The sequence below is a fragment of the Oxalobacter aliiformigenes genome, assembly GCF_027116575.1.
GTDB classification, from domain to species: domain Bacteria; phylum Pseudomonadota; class Gammaproteobacteria; order Burkholderiales; family Burkholderiaceae_D; genus Oxalobacter; species Oxalobacter aliiformigenes.
The window spans coordinates 2,225,268-2,247,964 of sequence record NZ_CP098252.1 but is presented as its reverse complement, the minus strand read 5'-3'; the positions used below and the strand labels follow the sequence as shown (position 1 = coordinate 2,247,964).

General features: G+C 47.8%; 21 protein-coding genes. 12 read left to right on the top strand and 9 right to left on the bottom strand.

Annotation, left to right across the window (positions count from 1 at the left end):
- Window positions 1–2 precede the first annotated feature (2 nt).
- On the bottom strand, window positions 3–596 hold the full coding sequence (locus NB647_RS10295) for a LemA family protein (RefSeq protein WP_269264483.1): 594 nt from the start codon (window positions 594–596) through the stop codon (window positions 3–5).
- Between the two features lie 1,686 nt (window positions 597–2,282).
- Here NB647_RS10295 and pyrF point away from each other — a divergent pair.
- On the top strand, window positions 2,283–3,113 hold the full coding sequence (gene pyrF, locus NB647_RS10290; protein WP_269283423.1) for an orotidine-5'-phosphate decarboxylase: 831 nt from the start codon (window positions 2,283–2,285) through the stop codon (window positions 3,111–3,113).
- On the opposite strand, the gene hrcA is transcribed toward pyrF, so the two are convergent.
- Complete coding sequence (gene hrcA, locus NB647_RS10285) at window positions 3,097–4,140, bottom strand: heat-inducible transcriptional repressor HrcA (protein ID WP_269264481.1); 1,044 nt, start codon at window positions 4,138–4,140, stop codon at window positions 3,097–3,099. The genes pyrF and hrcA overlap by 17 nt on opposite strands.
- A gap of 339 nt (window positions 4,141–4,479) precedes the next feature.
- Here hrcA and NB647_RS10280 point away from each other — a divergent pair, with 339 nt between their 5' ends.
- The 5 genes from NB647_RS10280 (at window position 4,480) to dnaJ (ending at window position 11,118) form a co-directional block, all read left to right on the top strand.
- Window positions 4,480–5,370: an NAD kinase gene (locus NB647_RS10280; RefSeq protein WP_269264480.1), complete on the top strand. Its 891-nt coding sequence runs from the start codon at window positions 4,480–4,482 to the stop codon at window positions 5,368–5,370.
- Window positions 5,371–5,442: 72 nt separating this feature from the next.
- Window positions 5,443–7,119 carry a DNA repair protein RecN gene (gene recN, locus NB647_RS10275; protein WP_269283422.1) on the top strand — a complete coding sequence of 559 codons (1,677 nt, stop codon included), beginning with the start codon at window positions 5,443–5,445 and terminating at the stop codon, window positions 7,117–7,119.
- A gap of 76 nt (window positions 7,120–7,195) precedes the next feature.
- Complete coding sequence (gene grpE, locus NB647_RS10270) at window positions 7,196–7,771, top strand: nucleotide exchange factor GrpE (protein ID WP_269264478.1); 576 nt, start codon at window positions 7,196–7,198, stop codon at window positions 7,769–7,771.
- Window positions 7,772–7,903: 132 nt separating this feature from the next.
- Window positions 7,904–9,865, top strand: a complete 1,962-nt coding sequence (dnaK, locus tag NB647_RS10265) for a molecular chaperone DnaK (RefSeq protein WP_269283419.1) — start codon at window positions 7,904–7,906, stop codon at window positions 9,863–9,865.
- A 119-nt stretch (window positions 9,866–9,984) separates the two neighbouring features.
- Complete coding sequence (dnaJ, locus tag NB647_RS10260) at window positions 9,985–11,118, top strand: molecular chaperone DnaJ (protein WP_269264476.1); 1,134 nt, start codon at window positions 9,985–9,987, stop codon at window positions 11,116–11,118.
- 58 nt (window positions 11,119–11,176) lie between these two features.
- On the opposite strand, the gene trmL is transcribed toward dnaJ, so the two are convergent.
- Window positions 11,177–11,647 (bottom strand): tRNA (uridine(34)/cytosine(34)/5-carboxymethylaminomethyluridine(34)-2'-O)-methyltransferase TrmL, encoded by a 471-nt coding sequence (trmL, locus tag NB647_RS10255; RefSeq protein WP_269264475.1) that lies wholly within the window; start codon window positions 11,645–11,647, stop codon window positions 11,177–11,179.
- 20 nt (window positions 11,648–11,667) lie between these two features.
- The gene (locus NB647_RS10250) at window positions 11,668–12,417 is read right to left on the bottom strand and encodes a ComF family protein (RefSeq protein WP_269264474.1); all 750 of its coding nucleotides are present in this window, start codon (window positions 12,415–12,417) and stop codon (window positions 11,668–11,670) included.
- 102 nt (window positions 12,418–12,519) lie between these two features.
- On the opposite strand from NB647_RS10250, the gene NB647_RS10245 reads away from it, so the two are divergent.
- Window positions 12,520–13,350, top strand: coding sequence for a methyltransferase domain-containing protein (locus tag NB647_RS10245; protein ID WP_269283417.1), 831 nt, complete (start codon window positions 12,520–12,522; stop codon window positions 13,348–13,350).
- 29 nt (window positions 13,351–13,379) lie between these two features.
- On the opposite strand, the gene rpoH is transcribed toward NB647_RS10245, so the two are convergent.
- From rpoH to ftsY, 4 genes are all read right to left on the bottom strand, one after another.
- Complete coding sequence (gene rpoH, locus NB647_RS10240) at window positions 13,380–14,279, bottom strand: RNA polymerase sigma factor RpoH (RefSeq protein WP_269264472.1); 900 nt, start codon at window positions 14,277–14,279, stop codon at window positions 13,380–13,382.
- A gap of 222 nt (window positions 14,280–14,501) precedes the next feature.
- Window positions 14,502–15,434 carry a cell division protein FtsX gene (locus NB647_RS10235; protein WP_269283415.1) on the bottom strand — a complete coding sequence of 311 codons (933 nt, stop codon included), beginning with the start codon at window positions 15,432–15,434 and terminating at the stop codon, window positions 14,502–14,504.
- Window positions 15,418–16,107, bottom strand: coding sequence for a cell division ATP-binding protein FtsE (locus NB647_RS10230; RefSeq protein ID WP_269265875.1), 690 nt, complete (start codon window positions 16,105–16,107; stop codon window positions 15,418–15,420). The genes NB647_RS10235 and NB647_RS10230 overlap by 17 nt, the downstream gene beginning before the upstream one ends.
- Window positions 16,108–16,118: 11 nt before the next feature.
- On the bottom strand, window positions 16,119–17,183 hold the full coding sequence (gene ftsY, locus NB647_RS10225; RefSeq protein ID WP_269283413.1) for a signal recognition particle-docking protein FtsY: 1,065 nt from the start codon (window positions 17,181–17,183) through the stop codon (window positions 16,119–16,121).
- 80 nt (window positions 17,184–17,263) lie between these two features.
- Between ftsY and NB647_RS10220 the strand changes: the two genes are divergently transcribed.
- From NB647_RS10220 to NB647_RS10200, 5 genes are read left to right on the top strand one after another with little or no spacing between them, the layout of a single operon-like run.
- Complete coding sequence (locus NB647_RS10220) at window positions 17,264–18,610, top strand: M16 family metallopeptidase (RefSeq protein WP_269264469.1); 1,347 nt, start codon at window positions 17,264–17,266, stop codon at window positions 18,608–18,610.
- Window positions 18,611–18,649: 39 nt separating this feature from the next.
- Complete coding sequence (locus tag NB647_RS10215) at window positions 18,650–19,999, top strand: M16 family metallopeptidase (protein WP_269283411.1); 1,350 nt, start codon at window positions 18,650–18,652, stop codon at window positions 19,997–19,999.
- 43 nt (window positions 20,000–20,042) lie between these two features.
- On the top strand, window positions 20,043–20,690 hold the full coding sequence (gene rsmD, locus NB647_RS10210; protein ID WP_269283409.1) for a 16S rRNA (guanine(966)-N(2))-methyltransferase RsmD: 648 nt from the start codon (window positions 20,043–20,045) through the stop codon (window positions 20,688–20,690).
- A 39-nt stretch (window positions 20,691–20,729) separates the two neighbouring features.
- Window positions 20,730–21,221: a pantetheine-phosphate adenylyltransferase gene (gene coaD, locus NB647_RS10205; RefSeq protein WP_269264466.1), complete on the top strand. Its 492-nt coding sequence runs from the start codon at window positions 20,730–20,732 to the stop codon at window positions 21,219–21,221.
- A 49-nt stretch (window positions 21,222–21,270) separates the two neighbouring features.
- Window positions 21,271–21,522 (top strand): YfhL family 4Fe-4S dicluster ferredoxin, encoded by a 252-nt coding sequence (locus NB647_RS10200; RefSeq protein ID WP_269264465.1) that lies wholly within the window; start codon window positions 21,271–21,273, stop codon window positions 21,520–21,522.
- 33 nt (window positions 21,523–21,555) lie between these two features.
- On the opposite strand, the gene ychF is transcribed toward NB647_RS10200, so the two are convergent.
- Window positions 21,556–22,647, bottom strand: a complete 1,092-nt coding sequence (gene ychF / locus NB647_RS10195; RefSeq protein ID WP_269264464.1) for a redox-regulated ATPase YchF — start codon at window positions 22,645–22,647, stop codon at window positions 21,556–21,558.
- Window positions 22,648–22,697 lie beyond the last annotated feature (50 nt).

Below are 22,697 nucleotides of genomic sequence, written 5' to 3'. Positions count from 1 at the left end.
CTTTACTTTCCGAAATCGACTGATGGTACAGTCGAAACAGCTTTTTCGTTTTCGACGGTAAATGACGGCTTGACATGGTATCCGAACATTTTTGCCGTCAGATTGGATGGAAAACTGCGAACCAGAATATTGTAGTCGGCAACTGCCTGTATATAACGCTGGCGTGCGACCGTTATCCGGTTTTCTGTTCCTTCCAGCTGGGCCTGAAGGTCCCTGAAACTGGTATCCGCTTTCAGGTTCGGATAATTTTCCGAAACAGCCATCAGTCTGGACAGGGCAGATGACAGTTCTCCCTGCAATTTCTGGAATTTGCGGAAAGTTTCCGGATTGTTCAATACTTCAGGGGTGATCTGAAAACCGGTTGCAGCAGCCCGTGCCTGTGTCACAGCGAGCAAGGTGGCGTTTTCATGTTGAGTATATCCCTTGACTGTATTGACGAGGTTGGGAATCAGGTCGGCACGTCTCTGGTACTGGTTGAGTACTTCGGCCCATGCTGCATTGACGGCTTCATCTTTTGTCTGAAACTGATTGTAACCGCAGGCACTGAGAGTGAAAACTGCCAGAATTATCAGGAATTTTCTGAAAATGTTTTTCATGGGAAACCCTTTTATGAAACGGTTGTTTAAGGTATATAGCATAACGCATTCATCATGTTTTTCAGGGAAGTCAATTTATTTTGCCCGTATTTCGCAAAATTCCCGAAAACACCCGTTCCCGCCAAACCGGTAAAATCGACAAACTTTCCCGGTTTCTCCGTCATTTTTCTGTGGCAGTCCGCTGCTAATCGAGACAAATCGCCGGCTGTTCGCTATTGAACCGAACGGTTTCCATATCAATGTACTTCGACCGGAATCTCAAGACGATCATCAAAATATCCGGAAAGTGGTGTCCGAAAAACCGGACGAATAATCCATCCGGTTATCCAACCAAACAAACGACCAGCTCAAAAAGAGCGTTTCAGGCCGAAACGGAATTCAAACTCCTTTATCCGCATGCCGTTGTTCATACTGAAATGATCTCTCCTGACGTGGTACTAGGAGAGTTGGGCCTGCAGTTCGATGAACCAGGTTTTGTCATTACCCGGTTGGGCGAATTTGCGGCCGATTTCCGCCGGCAGGCCGTATCCCCAGTTATGGTATTTGCCCTGGGTTTCCTGTCCGTCGAACGTGTGAACGCAGATTTTCGCTACCGGCCATATAAAGGTCGCCGGGTACGGTGGTAAATTGTCTTGAAAATTCTGTTCATGGTGTTTCAGCGAATAAGAGTGGACGGGAGACAGAATCCGGTTTCTCCATCACGATACACTTATGACGAACGTTACTTGTTTCCCTTAATGTATATTAAAGTAATGAGAACGATTGCAATCAGTTGATTTGTAATGAATTTATCAGTTTCTTTAAAAGATGTGATAAAAATCGGGGATGAATTGAAAGATGAAAATCCGGTAAATTGGGACAAACAGCTCCGGTAACTCCTTCTTGCATATACAGAAACGGTTTCTCACAAAAAAATGGCAAAGTCCGTTAATATGCATAAACGGACGTCACATTTTTTCAACATTCCGTTTTCGAACGTCATACCTTTCGGATCTTGCTGATATTTCTAGTAAAAAAGCAGGATTTCCGCCAAAGCGGAAGGATGGCTGTTTTCACGTGGGCATAAGAAAAAGGGATGGAGATAAAAGTGTCCGGGGACCGCTTTTTGAAAAATTCTGTTTTCATGAAATGCTGACCAGTCTCTGTATCGATTGGACCAGCCCATTCTTTTCGGGCGAAGCTTCGTTATGTTCTGTTATATTGGCTGTAACCGGTTCCTGATGAAGATAAAGGATTTCGCGTTTATAACCGGTTCAGCTTGTCAGAGTCAAGATGAGTTTATCAGGATTTGCCAGAACAGTGTTTCCATGAAGATTCAGTTTGCTGGTCATTTGAAGGGAACAGATGGATTTTGCCATCGGGTTTGCGAAGGTTTATCCTGTTGCCATGTTTGCAAGGATGAAACCGGTTCTCATATCATTTTCTGGCTTGTGAAAATCCGTTTCTGTTTTCGGGGCGCCGGAAATTGTTATTGTTCTAGCCGGAATATTTTATGGACGATAAATTTTTGCAGCCGATGAAAAAGTGACTGAAAGCGAAATGTTTTCGTGTTTCTCCCGATCGGCCAGTTATCGTTTTTTCGTGAATGCAGGGCGATGAAGGCGATTCTTTTCTGGATAACTCCGGTATAGCTGGGCGATAATATGACAAGTTTTCATCGGATATTCTATTGACGGAGATTTTATAGTGACTTTTATCGAAAAATTGTCGGTGGCCTGGGAAAAAAGCAACTCGCTTTTATGTGTCGGGCTTGATCCGGATATGAATCGTTTTCCGGAATATCTCCGTGGCAAACCTGATTCGATTTATACATTCTGCCGGGGAATCGTCGATGCAACGGCTGATCTGGTATGTGCCTTCAAACCGCAAATTGCCTATTTCCATGCGGCCCGTGCGGAAGAGCAGCTGGAAGCGATATGTGCCTATATACGCGAACAATACCCGGATATTCCGCTGATTCTGGATGCCAAACGCGGTGATATCGGTGCGACGGCACAACAGTATGCCCGGGAGGCTTTCGAACGTTACAATGCCGATGCGGTGACGCTGAGCCCATATATGGGGTTTGATTCCATAGAGCCCTATCTGGAGTATCAGGAGCGGGGCGCCATCATTCTTGCCCGTACTTCCAATCCGGGAGGTTCCGATCTCCAGTTCCTTAAAGTCAGCGAATCCGGAAAAAATATTCCCTTGTATCAGCATGTGGCCCATCTGGTCGCTGAAAAATGGAATGTTCATGGGCAGTGCGCTATGGTTGTCGGTGCCACTTTTCCTCATGAAATCGCGGAGGTGAGGGCGATCATCGGAAATATGCCATTGCTGATTCCTGGTATCGGGGCGCAGGGAGGTAATGTGGAGGCAACTGTTTCGGCAGGTAAAATCGCCGATGGGACGGGTATGATGATCAATTCTTCCCGCGCCATTCTTTATGCAGGTATCGGTGAAAACGAGAATTATGCAGCCATATCCAGACGGGCGGCGATGATGACGCGGGATGAAATCAATCGGTATCGCTAAGAGAGCGGGAGTGACTGAGTGCGTTTGATAACAAGCGGGCGGTAATGTCGACGATCGGAATAATTTTCTGATATGCCATGCGTGTGGGACCGATAACTCCCAAAGTGCCGACGATTTTTCCATTGACCTGGTAAGGTGCCGTGACGACGCTCATGTCATCCATGGGAACAAGCCGGGAGTCTCCGCCGATATAAATTTGTATGCCTGCAGCCTTGCTGGAGATATCGAGTAATTGCATCAGTTCGGTTTTTTGCTCGAACATGGCAAACAGCTTGCGCAAGGAATTGAGGTTGTATGTGAAATCGTGAACGTTCAGCAGATTGTTTTCTCCTGCAATCACAACGTCTTCTGCATTGTCGCTTATGGTTTCGTTTCCTGCCTCAATGGCTGTCTGCATCAGTTTGGTCAGATCGCTGTGTATTTCTTTTAGTTCGTTTTGCAGGCGGAGACGGATTTCATTAAAGCTCAGGCCGCTGTAATGATGGTTGATGTAATTGGCCGCTTCGTTCAACTGTGTCGGTGTGTAGTCGGATTCCGTTAGCAGTAGCCGGTTCTGTACGTTCCCGTCGGGAGTGACGATGACCAGCAGGATACGTTTTTCCGACAGGCGCAGGAATTCAATCTGGGTAAAAGCGGATTCATGTTGCGGCGCGAGTACGACACCGGCGAATTGTGTCAGTGATGACAGCATCTGGGCGGCGTTGGAAATAATTTTCTGGGGCTGTCCGACTTGTGTGCTTAACTGGAGACTGGATTCTATTGAACTTTCGCTGATGGGCTGGACAGTCAGCAAGGTATCGACGAAAACACGGAATCCTTTGGGGGTCGGTATCCGGCCCGCTGAGGTATGAGGGCTTGCCACAAAACCCATTTCCTCCAGATCGGCCATGATATTGCGGATTGTGGCCGGGGACAGTTCCAGTCTGGAAAGTTTGGATAATACACGTGAACCAACGGGCTGGCCTTCGGCAATATATCGCTCGACCAGGGTTTTCAGCAGGGTTTGGGCACGTGGTTCAAGAGACATTTTCTGTATCGGTTATACTTCGGATCAACCCGAATATTGTAAATCAAATATTTCCTTTATCCGTTTTTGTGGATAAGGACAGTCTTAAAACTCATGGTCTGTTCGGTGTTTCATATTTTTTCACTCGCTGGTTCTGGAAAGATACTCGAATCTGTGTCGATAGTGGTATTTCGACAGAAAATAGTTGTCTGATTTCCGATATTTCAGGCATTTTTTTGTCCTGATTTCAATGAAATTGATGATTTCCGGATTTCGATTGTTGGTTTGAGAACAATTTTATGTTTCAGATAGGTTTTTTGGTGTAATCTGAAAGTGTTGACAGCTCATCCTCAGATAAAAATGCAGACTCAGAAGAAAGTTTTCGCACTCGTCTCCAGGGTGTATATCAGCAGCATTATCCAGTCGATGGAAAAGGTCGCCAATTTTCTGGTAGAGGCAGGCCATACTGTGGTTTATGAATCGGAAACCGCGTCCAATATTTCGCTTCCGGGCATTACCTCGATGAATCTCGAGGAAATCGGCGCGCAAGCGGAGGCGGCAATTGTTATCGGCGGTGACGGTACGATGCTGGGTATCGCGCGGCAGCTGGCTCCCTATAGTGTTCCATTGATCGGAATCAATCACGGCCATCTCGGGTTCATGGCGGATATACCGCTAAACAGGATGCTGCTGGTTCTGGACAAAATGCTCAAGGGAAAGTACGTTTCGGAGCAGCGTTTTCTGATTGAGGGATCCATTATCCGATCGGGAGAAACCATACATCATTCCGTTGCCTTCAACGATATCGTCATTTCCCGTGGCGGCGGTTCCGGGATGATTGATCTGCGGGTTCATGTGGATGGCCACTTCATGTATCAACAGCGTTCGGACGGGCTAATTATCTCGACACCGACGGGATCGACAGCCTATTCCCTTTCGGCAGGTGGCCCTATGTTGCATCCCAATCTGGCCGGAATCGTTCTGGTTTCGATTGCTCCGCATACGCTGTCCAACAGGCCGATTGTGATACCCGATGCAAGTGAGATCGTTGTGGAGGTCGTGGAGGCCAATCAGCCTAGCATCAATTTCGATTCCCAATCTTTTGCCAGCCTGAGGATTTCGGACAGAATTTTCATCAAGCGTTCTGCCGATACGATTACATTCCTTCACCCGATGGGCTGGAGTTATTACGACACACTCCGTAACAAGCTGCACTGGAACGAAATTTCCAGACGCGAGAAGGTCGATTGAGCTTTTATGGAGCGATATTCGGACGGTTTGGGCATGTTTTCTGCACTAACCTGAATTTCTGGCAGGATAGCTATGCTTCGTACTTTGTCGGTACATGATTTTGTCATTGTTGATTCACTTGAGCTGGATTTTTTATCCGGTTTTTCGGTGTTGACAGGAGAAACCGGGGCAGGCAAGTCCATTCTTGTCGATGCATTACAGCTGGCGTTGGGAGAGCGTGGAGATGCAGGAGTGATCCGCGAAGGAGCGTCCCGGGCCGATATCAGTGCCGAGTTTGTCGCCGGTCGTGAGGCCATAAAATGGCTTGAAGACAGTGAAATCGGTTGTGAGGACGGTGTCGTTCTGTTGCGACGGATTATCGACCGTTCCGGCAGATCGAAAGGGTTTGTCAACGGCGTTTCGGTGACGGCCGCGCAAATGCGCGAACTGGCGTCTTCGCTTGTCGATATTCATGGACAGCATGCGCATCAGTCTTTGCTCAGGCAGGATGAACAGCGGCGTTTGCTCGACAGGCATGCCGGTCTGGAACAGGATGTGGATGAACTGGCTTTGCGATACAGGGCATGGCAGTCTCTTCTGGAGAAAATTCAGGCTGCCGAATCCGATTCAGCCAGATTGCAGGCAGAAAGGGAACGGCTCGAATGGCGGGCGAATGAATTTGAAAAGCTGTCTCCAAAACCGGGAGAGTGGGAACAGGTCAACAGCGAATATGATCGCCTGTCGCATGCCGCAAGTCTGATTGAGGGGGCCGGGGAAACGTTGTCCGAACTTTCCGAATCGGATTCTCCTGTTTTGTCGAGATTAAATGTGTTGAAACAGAAGCTGTCCAGGTTGTCCGAAATTGATGACAGGCTGGCACCGGTGGCGGAATTGCTGGAATCTGCACGAATACAGTTGCAGGAGGTTACTTACAGTCTGAGGGATTATCTGTTGCACACGGATCTGGATCCCGGACTGCTTCAGACGGTTGAAAAGCGGCTGGAAGCGCTTCATTCTGCAGGGCGGCAATTCAGAGTTCAACCGGAATCGTTGCCGGATGAATGGGAAAAAACGAAGAAACAGTTGCAACAGTATGTTGATTCGTCCGATCTTGCCGAATTGAAAAGGCAGGAAAATCTGGTAAGGGAGCAATACTTTGCACTGGCGAAAAGAGTGTCTTTAAGACGCCGTCAGGTTGCCGGGGAGCTGAGCGAGGCGGTTACGGCGGTTATGGCGGATTTGCATATGTCCGGTGGACGTTTTGCTGTCGAAGTCGTTTCGAGCACTCCTCATGTCCATGGAACGGATCAGGTGGAATTTTTTGTCGCAGGGCATGCCGGAACCAGTTTGAGGCCATTATCGAAAGTGGCATCCGGAGGAGAGCTTGCCCGGCTTTCTCTTGCCATTTCCGTTATCGCCTCCCGTGCTACAGCGATTCCGACTCTGGTATTTGATGAAGTGGATACGGGTATTGGGGGGGCGGTTGCCGAAGTGGTCGGAAAACTGTTAAAGCGGCTCGGAAAGGAACATCAGGTACTGTGTGTGACGCATTTGCCTCAGGTCGCCAGTCAGGCCAGCCAGCATTTTCAGGTCAGCAAGGTCGCGGTTGATCATATCCCGCATCCCGTTTCACGGATTGTGCCGCTGGACGAGGAGAAACGGGTTGTTGAAATCGCCCGCATGCTGGGGGGGGTGGAAATGACCGATGCGACATTGAATCATGCACGCGAGATGCTTCGTGATAACGGGCTTGCGAACCGTAATGTATGATATTTTCCAGATACCTCAAAATATTTTTCTTTTCTTCTCTTGAAATTATTCGGGCTGTCCCCATTGTTTGATGATTATGAAAGACATCGATGTGGAGGATGCTGTGCAAAACCAGAATCAGGAAAATGAAAATTTGGAGGAGGCCCAGGAAGAACAGGGCAAGCCCGAGGTTGTTGAGGATAAGGAAGATTCTCTGGAAAGCAAACTGGCGATCGCGGAAAAACAGGCTGCGGAAATGCAGGATGCTTTTTTACGGGCCAAGGCTGAAGGTGAGAATATTCGCAGGCGTGCGCAGGAAGACATTGCAAAAGCTCACAAATTCGCTATCGAGAATTTTGCCCAATCAATGGTCGCGGTCAAAGACAGTCTCGAAATGGCCATGAAGACGGATGTTCCATCAGTCGATTCCATCAAGGAAGGGGTCGATGCCACTTTGCGTCAGCTGAAACAGGTTTTCGAACAAAACAAGATTTTCGAAGTCGTTCCCGAACAGGGAGAAAAACTGGATCCCATGAAACATCAGGCTATTCAGATGGTCGAGTCGGATCAGGATCCCAACACCATCGTTTCCGTTTTGCAGAAAGGTTATACCCTTGCCGATCGTCTGTTAAGGCCTGCAGTCGTTGTTGTGGCTGCTCCCAAAAAGTCTTGAAATTTCAAAAAAAGTCATTATCTAAGGAACAGTGGCGAACTGGAATGATCAAACAAGAGTATCTGGATGAACAGCCGCTTGTGTCATTCATTTCCGGTTCCAAAAAATTTAAGGTATTGAAAGGATAACAATATGTCAAAAATTATCGGTATTGACCTGGGAACGACGAATTCCTGTGTTGCCGTTATCGAAGGTGGCCAGCCGCGTGTTATTGAAAATTCGGAAGGTGCCCGTACTACTCCATCCATTATCGCCTATCTGGATGATGGTGAAATTCTTGTCGGTGCACCGGCAAAACGTCAAGCTGTTACCAATCCGAAGAATACGCTTTATGCTGTTAAGCGACTGATCGGCCGTAAATTTGACGATCCGGAAGTCCAGCGGGATATTCCGATTATGCCTTTTTCCATTATCAAGGCTGATAATGGCGATGCATGGGTTTCCGTTCTCAGTGACAAGAAACTCGCTCCGCCACAGGTTTCTGCCGAAGTTCTGCGGAAAATGAAAAAAACCGCGGAAGATTATCTGGGTGAAGAAGTGACGGAAGCCGTTATTACCGTTCCGGCCTATTTTAACGATGCACAGCGTCAGGCGACCAAGGATGCCGGTCGTATTGCAGGTCTGGATGTCAAGAGAATTATCAATGAACCGACTGCTGCCGCTTTGGCTTTCGGTTTGGACAAGGCGGGCCGGGGCGACAAAAAAATCGCGGTTTATGACTTGGGGGGCGGTACATTCGATATTTCCATCATCGAAATCGCGGATATCGATGGCGACAAACAGTTTGAAGTCTTGTCCACCAATGGGGATACTTTCCTGGGAGGTGAGGATTTCGACCAGCGAATTATCGATTTCATTATCGATGAATTCAAGAAGATCAATGGCATTGATCTGAAGAAAGATCCTATTGCCCTTCAGCGTATCAAGGCTTCGGCAGAAAGAGCCAAAATCGAGTTGTCTTCGACACAGCAGACGGAAATCAACGAACCGTATATTGCCATGGCCAATGGTGCGCCGGTCCATCTGAATATCAAATTGACACGTGCCAAACTGGAATCGCTGGCGGAAGGTCTGATCGACAAGACCATTGAACCCTGCCGTATCGCATTGAAAGATGCCGGTCTGAGTGTTTCGGATATTGACGATGTCATTCTTGTCGGTGGTATGACCCGCATGCCGGCCGTTCAGGAAAAGGTCAAGGCGTTTTTTGGCAAGGAACCGCGCAAGGATGTCAATCCGGATGAAGCCGTTGCGGTTGGTGCCGCACTGCAGGGATCCGTGCTTTCCGGTGATCGCAAGGACTTGCTGCTCCTGGATGTGACACCGTTGTCACTGGGTATTGAAACCCTGGGCGGTGTGATGACCAAGATGATCCAGAAAAACACGACGATTCCGACGAAGTTCAGCCAGATATTCTCGACAGCGGAAGATAATCAGCCGGCGGTCACGATCAAGGTTTATCAGGGTGAACGGGAAATGGCCGCCGGCAACAAAGCTCTGGGTGAATTCAACCTTGAAGGTATCCCGGCTGCGCCTCGTGGTATGCCGCAAATTGAAGTGACCTTCGATATCGATGCCAACGGCATTTTGCATGTCAGTGCGAAAGACAAGGCAACCGGCAAGGAAAATACCATCACCATCAAAGCAAACTCCGGTCTTTCGGAGGAAGAAATCCAGCGGATGATCAAGGACGCTGAGTTGAATGCGGCAGAAGACCACAAGATCCGTGAATTGACTGAAGCGCGTAATCAGGGAGATGCACTGGTACATACCACTCGCAAGTCGCTCGAAGAACACGGTGAAAAACTGGACGCGTCAACGAAAGAAACGATTGAAGGAGCTATCAAGGATCTGGAAGAAGCATTGAAGGGGGACGACAAGTCTGCCATTGATTCCAAGATGAGTGCATTGACGACAGCTGCACAAAAGCTGGGTGAAGCTGTTTATGCCGATCAGCAGGCCAAGACGGGGGCTGCGGCAGGGGCCGCCGGTGCGGCGGGAGCTGCCGCCGGGGCAGCAGGCGCGGCTCCAGAGCAGGAACTCGGTGATGATGTTGTCGATGCCGATTTCAAGGAAGTGAAAGACAAAAACTGATCGATTCCTTGAATCGCTGTGCGCCGGGCAAAGATGATCGTTCTTTTGATGGATCGTCTGCTCGGCGTTCTGTTTGATCGTTTCAGATATGCTGAATCGCTTTTTATAATGTGGACAAGATGGCAAAGCGAGATTTTTATGATGTTTTAGGGGTTGCCAAAAACGCCTCGGATGAAGAAATAAAAAAAGCTTATCGCAAACTGGCGATGAAGTATCATCCTGACCGCAACCCTGACAGCAAAACAGCCGAGGAGAAATTCAAGGAAGTTAAGGAGGCTTATGAAATTCTCTCGGATGAGCACAAGCGCGAGGCATATGACCGGTTCGGTCATGCCGGGGTTGATCCCAATATGAATATGGGTGGGCATCCGGGAGGGGCTGGCGGTGCGGATTTTGCCGATGCTTTCGGGGATATCTTCGGCGATATTTTCGGCGGTGGACGCGGACAAAGAAACAGTGGCCCGCAGATGTTTCGTGGAGCCGATCTTCGTTACAATCTGGATATCACTCTTGAAGAAGCCGCCCGGGGAAGCACCAAGACTATTCGTGTTCCATCATGGGATAATTGCGAAACCTGTCATGGTTCCGGAGCGAAACCGGGAACGTCTCCCACGACTTGCGCAACCTGTAATGGGCAGGGACAAGTCCGGATGCAACAGGGTTTTTTCAGTATCCAGCAGCCGTGCCCGACTTGTCACGGTACTGGCAAAACGATCAAGGATCCTTGTCCGACCTGTCATGGAGCAGGAAAGATACGGCGGAACAAGACGCTGGAAGTCAAAATACCTGCCGGTATTGATGACGGAATGAGGATCCGTTCGGCCGGTAATGGCGAACCTGGACAAAACGGTGGCCCACCGGGTGATTTGTATGTCGAAATCCGTATTTTGCCGAACCAGGTTTTCAGACGTGAAGGTGACGATCTGCATTGCGACATTCCGATTTCGTTCGGTATTGCGGCTTTGGGCGGGGAAATTGAAGTCCCGACCTTGAATAATCGCGTGGCATTCAACATTCCTGCCGGAACGCAAACTGGCAAAACATTCCGTTTGAGAGGAAAGGGAATCAAGGGAGTTCGTTCGTCACAACCCGGAGATCTTTTCTGTCATGTGAGAGTGGAAACGCCTGTCAATTTGACGGACAGGGAAAAAGAGTTGATGCGTGAGTTCGATAAATTGATTATTGAAGGGGGTGGCAAACACAGTCCGCAGGCCAAATCATGGATGGATAAGGTGAGAAGCTTGTTCAGCTAGTGGATGATTTTATTTTCAAAAGCCCGGTTTCGTGCCAAAAACGAATCGGGCTTTTGTTTTACATGCCGCCGGTAAATCCGTTTTGTCGCCATGCTTCGTATACGACAATGGCAACGCTGTTGGACAGGTTGAGACTACGGTTATTGGGTCTCATCGGAAGCCGGATACGGTGTGTTTCCTGAAAAAACTGGTGAATTTCGGGGGAAAGCCCTTTTGTTTCGGAACCGAAAACAAAGAAATCTCCGGTCATGAATCCGGTTGTTGAAAAACAGTTTTTTCCATGCGTGGTAAAAGCAAACATTCGTGACGGATCGGGGGATGTTTTTTCCAGAAAATCTGACCAGCTGCAATGGACTTGCATTGTCGCGAACTCATGGTAATCGAGGCCGGCACGGCGCATTTTCGCATCATCCAATGGAAATCCCAGTGGTTCGATCAGATGAAGATGGGCTCCTGTATTGGCACATAAGCGGATAATATTTCCAGTATTGGGTGGAATTTCCGGTTCAACAAGTACTACATGAAACACATCAGTTCTCCTGTAACGGGCTAGGCAGGGGTTCGGGCGAAAACGAAGTTGGTTACTCGCCTTGTTCCTGCGTTTTTGAGCAAGTGGGCGATTTCTTCAAGGGTGTGTCCGGTCGTCATGACATCGTCAACTAGTCCGATGTGCGTTCCCTTGAGGATGGCATGAGATATCCGGGTAATGGAAAAAGCGCCCTGGACGTTATTTTTTCTTTCTTTAAATGATATTGTCGACTGTTTTTCTGTATCCCGGTTTCTGTATATAAGATCGGATCGGAGGGGGACATTCATCCATTTTGCAAAAGTTTTGGCTATTTCGTGCGACTGGTTGAATCCCCGTTCAATCAGTCGGGAGTTACCCAACGGAACAGCAGTAATGAAGTCAGGACGCAATTCGGCAAGTCTCTTTTGTCTGATGGCTGCCTGATAGATCAGTTTTCCCATCAATGGGGCCAGCGCCAGCTTGGATTGGAATTTCAGTTCATGTACCAATTGGTCAAGTGGCGGTTCGTAAGCAGCAGCGACAATGGTTTCGTCAAATGAGTGAGGTTTGTCGAGACAATTTCCGCATAACAGGCCGTTTTTTTCGTAATCAGTACCGGGCAGGTTCTGTCCGCAGCAGAAACAACGCGGGGGAGAATTATCAAGGTACTGCCTGTAACAGTGTTCGCAGATTCCACATGAGCTGGATGAATGACATAATGCACAGGGACGGGATACTTTTCTCAGGAGATCTGTCAGAACAGAAAAACCGTGAGGATAATTGAAAATCATTTTTCAGCCTGCCAGATTTGTTGAAACAGCTTGTTCGTCAAAATATTCCGGTATCATGTTTTTTCACACCCGTGATTTTATTATTTTCGGAAACAGAATAGTATGTCTATCGAATTGCAGAAAGTTCGGTCATTGTTTGAAAAGAGGACCAGAGTCACCGATGTCGCTTTTCTGATTCGCGAAATTGCGAACCGGATGAATGAACGTCTTTCTGTCATGAAAATCACGCCGTTACGAATTATGGATGCGGGGTGTGGCCACGGTGACGATCTGCAAATGCTTTCCGAAAAATTTCCGGAAGCTAGGTTGACCGGAGTGGATGCATCTTTTGCGATGTTGTCCCGTGCAAAGGGATACCGGTGTCATGCGGGTAATCGATTGGATTATGTTTGTGGTGACTTCGGTTTGCTTCCGGTCAGACGGTCTGTTTTCGATATGATATGGTCCAATCTGTCTTTGCACTGGCATGAAGATATTGCCTCTGTTTTTAAGGAATGGGTGAGGGTACTGGCGCAGGAAGGTCTGATGATGTTTTCTTGTTTCGGACCGGGAACGTGGTCGGCTTTACGGAATTTTTGCAACGGTTTGGATGCGTATTCCCATATTCTTGAATTCAACAGCATGCGTGAGATCGGAGATAAACTGATCGGGGCCGGTTTCGTTGCGCCGGTTCTGGAGCGCGAGTGGATTACTGTTACCTATGCGACGGCTGAGAAAATGTTGGCGGATATCCGTGCATTTGGTGGCAATCCATTAAAAGGACGTCCCAAAGGCCTCTGGGGCAAAAAATCTTACAGGAAACTGATGGAATATCTGGATGCAGAACAGAGTGAGTATGGCTTGCTGTCGCTGGAATTCGAAGTCATTTACGCTCATGCCTTCAAGGAGAAAAAGCTTGTACGACAGGAACGGATTATTGAAATTTTCAGATAGCTGGTTAAAAGGTGCTTTGAAAGCACCTTTTAACTATAAGCGGTCAAAGTGTTTTTCATTTTTTTCAATGCCGCTGTTTCAATCTGGCGGATTCTTTCAGCGGATACACCGAATTCCTCTGCCAAGTCATGTAATGTGGCGCCATTGCCATCATCACTGTTCAACCATCTTGCCTCGATGATCCGGCGGGATCTTGGATCAAGTTTTTCCAATGCTTCGAGCAAGCCTTCAGATTGCATGCGGTCATTCTGTCTTGCTTCCAGGATACGTGTCGGTTCCGTCTGTTCGGATGACAGATAAGCTATTGGAGCAAAATTGTCGTCGTCATCGTCCTGTTGTGTTTCCAGCGCGATATCATGACCGTTTAAACGGGTTTCCATTTCGACGACTTCTTCATCCTTGACATTGAGCTTTTCCGCAAGAGAACTGATTTGGGCTCTTGTCATGGCATCCATGCCGTTTTTATGGCTTCTTAAATTGAAGAACAGTTTTCTTTGAGCTTTGGTCGTCGCGATTTTCACCATTCTCCAGTTCCTGAGAATGTATTCGTGAATTTCCGCCTTGATCCAGTGAATGGCGTACGAAACAAGCCGGACACCCATTTCCGGATCGAACCGTTTGACGGCTTTCATCAGTCCGATATTGCCTTCCTGGATCAGATCGGCATGAGGAAGACCGTATCCGAGATAATTTCTTGCGATAGATACAACCAGTCTCAGATGGGATAAAACGAGTTCTTGTGCCGCACTCAAATCATTGTGTTCGCGGTAACGCAGCGCAAGATCGGTTTCCTGCTCTTGGGTCAGAATCGGCAAACGGTTCACCTCGGCGATATAGGCCTCGATATTGCCTAACGAACCGGTGAAAGCTGGAGCCAAGGCATGACTGCTCACCGACATAAGTGATGTTTGTTCGGACTTCGCGTTCATTCTTTCTCCTTGAAAGTGATTTCAGTTACACATTACTATGTAATTTGTCAATAACCAGTATTTTAGCACTCTTGTGTTGAGAGTGCTAATTTTTGGACGGTCTGCCATGCAAGTGGTCTGTCATTTAGGAAAAGTTCCACTTTAGACGTGTTTGAAAATCTTTTTTTGTCCCATATCATTCGAATTGCCGGGTGACAATATGAAAATGAATGACAGGCTTTTTTAGCTGATTCTTCTCAATTGCCGGTTGACAGATAAAAGGGCGCCCAGCCAACCCAATGCTGCACTGGCTCCCAGTAAAATCACGGAAATGACAGGATTCAGCGGAGTCAACTGAAAGCTGGAACCATAAAGTTGTGTCAGTTCATATAGGGCGCTATTGAAAGGAATTAGACTCAAGTTAATCAATAGCAGGGCAAAACATCCGGAAAAAAGTCCCAGAAAAATTCCCATATAATAAAAGGGTCGTCGGATGTAAGCCCTGCTGGCGCCGACATGCCATGAAAGGGTGATCTCGTCAAGATGCATCAGAACCTGCAATCTGATCGTGTTAAATGTGACGACGATGACAACAATACTCAGGATAATTGCCAGAAACAAAAGGCCCATTCTCAATACACTGAGCAGTGCCGCCAGGCGTTTTGTCCAGTCTGAATCGATCTGGACCTTGTCGATCCCGGGAAGTTTTTGCAACTGGTGTACAACCGATTCAATCTGTGCGGCAAGTGCGGTGCCGGATGACATGTTATCGGGAAGGCGTATAACGTATGAGTCAGGAAGCGGGTTGCGTCCCAATGAGTCGGCTATGTCATTCATTCCTGTTTTTTTCTGAAGTGATTCGAGGGCCGTTTCTTTGGGAATGAAGAGGATTTCAGCTTTTTGATGGTCGGTTCGCAGTATTTTATGGATGGATTGTTCCATGGCTATAGTGCGGTCACGACTGATTTCCTGTTTCAGGAAGATACTGATTTCCGGAGAGACGGATAATTGTTCTGTAATGGACTGGATATTGTCGAGGATGGTCATTCCACCGAATGGAAGAGCCAGTGTCATGGACAGGACAAGGATGTTGAAAAAAAAGTGCCCGGGAGAACGACGGAACTGTGCAAGTGCGTGGCAAATTGCAGCGACATGATGTCTAAACCAGATTTTCATGCTTTTTACCATCCATTTGATCGATATGACTGAGTTTGCCGTGATCAAGATAAATGACTCGGTTGGCCTTGGTGAAAAGGCTTTCGTCATGCGTTGCAATAATGCAGGTTACTCCGGCTGACTGGAAAAAGGTAATTGCCTCAATGACTTTGTCTGCATTCGGCTTATCCAGATTGGCTGTCGGTTCATCAGCCAGAATGATCTGGGGGCGGTTGACGATCGCACGTGCGACGGCGACACGTTGCTGTTCTCCTTCGGATAGGGCAAGTGGAAGTGAGTCGGCACGGTTTGACAGTCCGACTTTCTCCAGCGCTGCACGGGCACGAAATTTCGCTTCGGTTTGTTCCACTCCCGTCACATTTAACGGCAACATGACATTTTCCAGAATGGTCCTGTCTTCCAGCAGATGCTGCTGCTGGAGAATCAGTCCCAGATTACGTCTCAAAAACGGGATTCCAGCTGGCCTGAGCTGACCGATTTCCTGTCCATTGACTGTCAGGGTTCCCGTGTCCGGCCGTTCAATGGCAGCGATCATTTTGAGAAGCGTCGACTTTCCGGCTCCGGAAGGACCCGAGAGAAAGACATATTCGCCCTGTTCGATCGTCAGGTTGATATCCTGTACCGCGATAATGTCGTCCGGATAACATTTGGATACATTCTGGAATTGGATCATCGCACTCATTTTCAGCTCAGCAACGCATTGGAGAATTCTTCCGCAACAAACGGCTGGAGGTCTTCGATTTTTTCACCTACGCCAATGAAATAGACGGGAACAGGATGATTTTTCGCGATTGCCGCAAGAATGCCTCCTTTGGGTGTGCCATCCAGCTTGGTAACGATCAGACCGGTCAGTCCCAGTGCCTCGTCAAATGCCTTGACCTGGGCAAGTGCATTCTGTCCGGTGTTGCCATCGATGACAAGTATGATTTCATGAGGCGCTTCATCCATTCCTTTTCCGATGACCCGTTTGATTTTCCTGAGTTCTTCCATTAGGTGTAGTTGGGTCGGCAAGCGGCCTGCCGTGTCCACCATAACGACGTCGATATTTTTCGCTTTGGCTGACTGGACTGCATCGAAAGCGACAGCTGCCGGATCGCCGGATTCCTGGGCAATGACGGTGATCTGGTTCCGATTCCCCCAGACTGCAAGCTGTTCACGTGCCGCTGCGCGGAAAGTATCGCCTGCTGCCAGCAGGACGGTCTGGTTGTTGTTCTGGAGATGTCTGGCGAGTTTACCGATTGTTGTCGTTTTGCCGGCACCGTTTACTCCCGTCATCATGACAATTAAGGGAGAATGCCTTCCTATTTCAAGACTTTTCTGAAGAGGGGCTAATAGTCCTGTCAACAATTTGGCCAGTTCGGCCTTGATTTCCGAAGGTTGCGTCAAATGTTCTTCCCTGACTTTTTTTCGAAGGGTATCCAGAAGATATTCCGTGGCAGGAAGTCCCACATCGGAAACGAGAAGAGCCGTTTCGAGTTCTTCAAACAGTTCTTCATCGATTTTCGTTCCACCAAAAATATTCAGATTGGCGGAAGTTCTGGCGAGCCCTGCTTTGAGACGAGTCAGCCAGGACTGTTTTTTTTCTTCTTCCGGCTTGGCAATGGCCTGGGAAGTCTCTATATTGGCAGCATCAGGTGCAGACGACTCCGAAATAGCGGATGTTTCATGTGTGTCGTCTGACAAGACCGGTTTGCTGATTTCTTCTTTTGTCTTGGTGACGTCGGTTTTCTTTTTGAAAAAGCTGAACATTGGAAACCATCTTAATAAACTGAAGTTAGAAGCCAAATTTTGAGGCCTGTCGATACTGTCATTTTAGCAGAGCTGTAAATATGAAAATTCGAAAATTTTTCTATGGTCTGATGTTTGTCCTGTTCTGTGTACAAAACGGGGCATATGCCGAACCGGCAAAAGAGTTTTATCTTGAAAACGGTATGAAAATCATTGTCAAGGAAGACCATCGGGCTCCGGTAGCTGTGCATATGGTCTGGTATCGTACCGGATCGATGGATGAAACGAATGGAACAACAGGCGTCGCGCATGTTCTTGAGCATATGATGTTCAAGGGGACACCGAAGTATCCCGAAGGTAGCCTGAGCAAGACGGTCGCAAAGCTCGGAGGTAAAGACAATGCTTTTACCAATACTGATTACACGGCTTATTTTCAGCAGATCCCCAAAAACAGTCTTGAGAAAATGATGGAAATGGAAGCGGATCGCATGAGTAATCTGCAGTTCGCGAATTCGGATTTCGAGAAGGAAATCCGCGTCGTCATGGAAGAACGACGCTGGAGAACGGATGACCAGCCGGAAGGACGTGTCGATGAAGCATTAAGAGCGGCAGCCTTTGTCGCCCATCCGTATCATTGGCCGGTTATCGGCTGGATGAACGATTTGCAGAATATGACTGTTGAGGATGCCAGAAACTGGTATGAAAGATGGTATGCACCGAATAATGCGATCATGGTTGTCGTCGGTGATGTCGATGCCTTTGCAGTCAGGAATATGGCGAATAAGTATTTTGGCAAGATCCGGCCTAAAAAAATTGTTCCGGTCAAACCCCAGCTGGAACCGGAGCAGCTTGGTCCTAAGCGGGTTGCTGTTTCCGCACCTGCAGAAAATCCGATGGTCGTACTGGCTTATAAGGTCCCGGCTTTGAGAGATGTCGAAAAAGATGACGATGTTTATGCACTCGATGTGCTGGCTTCTGTTCTGGATGGCTACGATAATGCACGGCTTCCAGCTTCTTTGGTGCGCAAGGAACGGATAGCGCTGTCGGTCGGGACAGATTATTCCGCCCTGTCGCGTGGTCCGGCATTGTTTGTGTTACAAGGGATTCCTGCAAAAGGTGTGACGGTTGACGAGCTGGAAAAGCGTTTGCGTCATGAAGTTGCCAGTATTGCGAAGCATGGTATAACCATGGAGGAATTGCAACGGGTGAAGATGCAGTTGATTTCGTCGCAGATTTACAAACGCGATTCAATGTTCGGACAGGCAATGGAAATCGGTGTTTTTGAAATGACCGGCATCGGTCAGAAACGGATTGACCATGTTATCGGGAAGCTCAAGGAGGTGACTCCTCAACAGGTACAGCGAGTGGCGCAAAAATATTTCACGGACAATGCATTGACAGTCGCAACACTTGTTCCTGAGGTTTTGCCTGATACAAAGGTTAAATGAGTGGCCGTGATTCAGAATATCTTGTATGAAGCATTTGATATGAAAACAAAAATCCTTGAAAAAGTATTCAAGCTGAAGTTTGCCGGTTTTCTGTTTATTGGCGTATTGGGTTGTGGGTGTATTAATTTGCCAGCATTGGCTGCCATGCCAATTCAGCAGTGGACAACAGCAAATGGTGCGAAAGTGTTGTTTGTTGAAACACATGCTATTCCGGTTCTGGATATCAGTGTTGAATTCGATGCGGGTTCCCGTCGTGATCCGGCAGACAAGATTGGTCTGGCAGCACTCGCCAATGGCTCGCTGGATAAGGGTATTTTGTCTCCCGATGGAAATAATGTCTCTGAGTCGCGGATTCTTGATGCTTTCGCCGATGCGGGAGCATTGCATGGCGGCAAATCGGGTATGGATCGGGCAGGATATACCTTGCGTGTTTTGTCTGGACAGGCTGAATCGGATGATGTTATTCAAATGATGTCCCGGTTTTTGTCAAGGCCGTCGTTTCCTGAAGAATTGCTTGAACGAGACAAGGTACGGCTTGTCGCCTCGCTCAGGGAAGAGCTGACCAGACCTGAATCGATTGCGGCGAAGACTTTCAAACGGGATCTATATATTGACCATCCGTATGGAAGAAGTCCTACCCCGGAATCGGTGATGTCTATAACACGTAATGATCTCGTCAATTTCCATAAAACCCATTATGTGGCCAATCGGGCAGTTATCAGTATTGTCGGCGATGTTGACCAAAACCGTGCCAGAGCGATTGCGGATGAAATCAGCAAAAACCTGCAAACATCACATCAGGAGTTGCCGGTGTTGCCTGAAATCCGGCCGGTCACCAGCAAAACCGATTCCATTTCGCATCCGGCTACTCAGGCACATGTTTTGCTCGGGATGCCTGCCGTCAAGCGAGGAGATCCTGACTTTTTTGCTTTGACGGTAGGAAATTATATTCTGGGTGGGGGCGGTTTCTCTTCCAGACTCATGCAGGAGGTCCGGGAAAAAAGGGGATTATCGTATAGTGTTTACAGCAAATTTCAGCCCATGTTGCAGGAAGGGCCTTTCATCATTGGTCTGCAAACAGAAAAAAAACAGGTCGGGGAAGCATTAAAGGTTGTCAATTCAACATGGGTTGCATTTTTGCAGAATGGTCCTTCTGAAGTGGAACTGCAAGCGGCAAAAGATCATCTTGTCAACAGCTTTGCTATGCAGATGGACAACAACCGGAAAATATTGGAATTGATTTCCATGATCGGCTATTATCGTTTGCCTCTCGATTATCTGGATACCTGGACAGAGAATGTCAAGCGTATATCGGTCGCTGATGTCAAGGCCGCGATGAATCGAAAGCTTTCCGCCGACAAAATGGTTACGGTTGTCGTCGGTGAATGATGAGTGAATAAAAAACGGATTTCAGGCCAGGTGCAATCAGAAGATGAGTCCCGTGAAACAAAAGGGTGGCAAACTTTCCGTGAAAAAGCCGGAACACAAGGTGCGTATTGTCGGCGGGATGTGGAAACGTACCCCGCTTGCCGTTGCCGATGTGGACGGATTGCGGCCGACATCCGAACGGGTTCGGGAGACGCTGTTTAACTGGCTGGTGCATTTGCGGGGAAACGGGTTCGGTCGTATGAATTGTCTGGATCTTTTTGCCGGTACGGGGGCGCTGGGGTTCGAAGCGGCCAGCAGAGGGCTGGCGCATGTAACCATGATAGAAGAAAATGGTACTGCTTGCGCGCAATTGCAGGTTATCAAAAAGAAACTGAATGCAGTTCAGGTTTCCATTTATTGTGCCGATGCGCTGAAATTTTCAGGCCAGCTTGCCCGGACAGATAGAAAATTCGATCTGATCTTTCTTGACCCTCCCTTTCAAAAAGACTTGTTGCCGCGTGTTTTGCCTCTTTGTGTCCGGTTATTGGCAAGCAAGGGGTTGGTTTATGTTGAATCCAATGAGGCCGTTACGAATGAGAAACTTCGTTTCTGGATGGAGGACAGTGTACCCGGTTTGCAAATTATTCGAGAAGGGCGGGCTGGACAGGTTTATTATCATCTGCTTGAAATGAAGGCATTAAGTCCATCTTGAGGTAATATTACGAAATATTGCAATTCTGAAAGAATCAAAATGGTTATTGCTGTTTATCCCGGAACATTTGATCCATTGACGCGAGGGCATGAGGACTTGGTCCGTCGCTCGTCAGGTTTGTTTGACGAACTGATTGTTGGTGTGGCCGACAGTCGGACAAAAAAGCCTTTTTTTACGATGGAAGAACGTATGGCTATTGCCAAGGAGGTACTTGGTCATTATCCGAATGTCAGAGTGGAAAGCTTTACGGGACTGTTGAAAGATTTTGTCCGGGAGCATAATGCGAGTGTCATTATCAGGGGATTGCGTGCCGTGTCTGATTTTGAGTATGAATTCCAGATGGCGGGCATGAATCGTTATCTGATGCCTGAAGCGGAGACACTTTTCATGACGCCATCTGATCAATACCAGTTTATTTCCGGTTCAATCGTCCGCGAAATCGCCTTTCTTGGCGGCGATGTTTCCAAGTTTGTGTTTCCGTCCGTTGAAAAATGGCTCAGAAACAAAGTCAATGAAATGAAAGGTAAATAGGATTAATAGCTTCTGGTCAGTCGTTAACCTGAAGGTGTTTGAGGAATAGATGGCGCTATTAATTACGAAAGATTGCATCTGTTGCGATATATGCGTGCCGGAATGCCCGAATGAAGCCATTACTTTGGGCAGGAAAATATGTGAAATCGACGTCAACAAATGCACGGAATGTGTGGGTCATTACGAAGAACCGCAATGCAAGCAGGTGTGTCCGATGGATTGTATTGTTAATAATCCCGATTGCGTGGAAACGCCCGAGCAATTGATGGAAAAGTTTCTCCGGGTGACCAGTGGCAAGTAGAAAAACCGGTGGTAACTTGTCACCGGTTTTTCTCTAGACATTAAACAGGAAATTCAGTACATCGCCATCTTTCACGATATAGTCTTTTCCTTCCGCCCGCATTTTTCCTGCTTCCTTGGCGCCCGTTTCTCCTTTGCACGTGATATAGTCATCAAAGGAAATGGTTTGCGCACGAATGAATCCGCGTTCGAAGTCGGTATGAATGACTCCAGCAGCTTTCGGGGCGGTATCACCAATGTGAATTGTCCAGGCGCGTACTTCCTTGATTCCTGCTGTAAAATAGGTTTGTAGCCCGAGCAGTTTGAATGCGGCCCGAATAAGCCGGTTAAGTCCGGGTTCTTCCATTCCCATGTCTGACAGGAATTCAGCGCGATCTTCCTCGGGCAGTTCAACGATTTCCGATTCAATGGCGGCACAGATCGTTACGATCGGAGCGTTTTGTGATTCTGCATATTGCGTCAATTGATCCAGCAGCGGATTGTCGGTAAAGCCATCATCTGAAACATTGGCGACATACATTGTCGGCTTGGCTGTTATCAGGCAAAGCGGGCGAATCAATTCCATTTGTTCCTTGTCAAGTCCCAGGGATCTGACAGGTTCTGCCTTGTTCAGGTGTGCAGCCACTTTTTCAAGCAATTCACATAACCGGGCTGATTCTTTATTGCCGGCTCCGGCCTTTTTGATTTCTCTCTGGATGACTCTTTCGACAGTGTTTAAATCGGCCAGAGCCAGTTCTGTCTGAATAACGGAAATGTCGCTGAGTGGATCGACCTTGCCCGCAACGTGTACGACATTATCGTTTTGAAAACAGCGTACAACCTGTACGATGGCATCCGTCTCGCGAATATGTGCAAGAAACTGATTGCCCAGACCCTCACCCTTGGATGCCCCGGCGACGAGTCCTGCAATATCGACAAACTCGACAACAGCAGGAACAATTCTTTCCGGTTTTACGATATTTGCCAATTCATTCAGTCTGGGGTCAGGAACTTCGACAATACCGACATTCGGCTCGATTGTACAAAAAGGATAGTTTTCCGCGGGAATTCCTGCTTTGGTTAGTGCATTAAAAAGAGTGGATTTGCCAACATTAGGCAAACCAACGATGCCGCATTTCAAACTCATGAAAATACTTTCTGAAAATATGCTGAAAATTAGAGAGATGTCTTGATGAC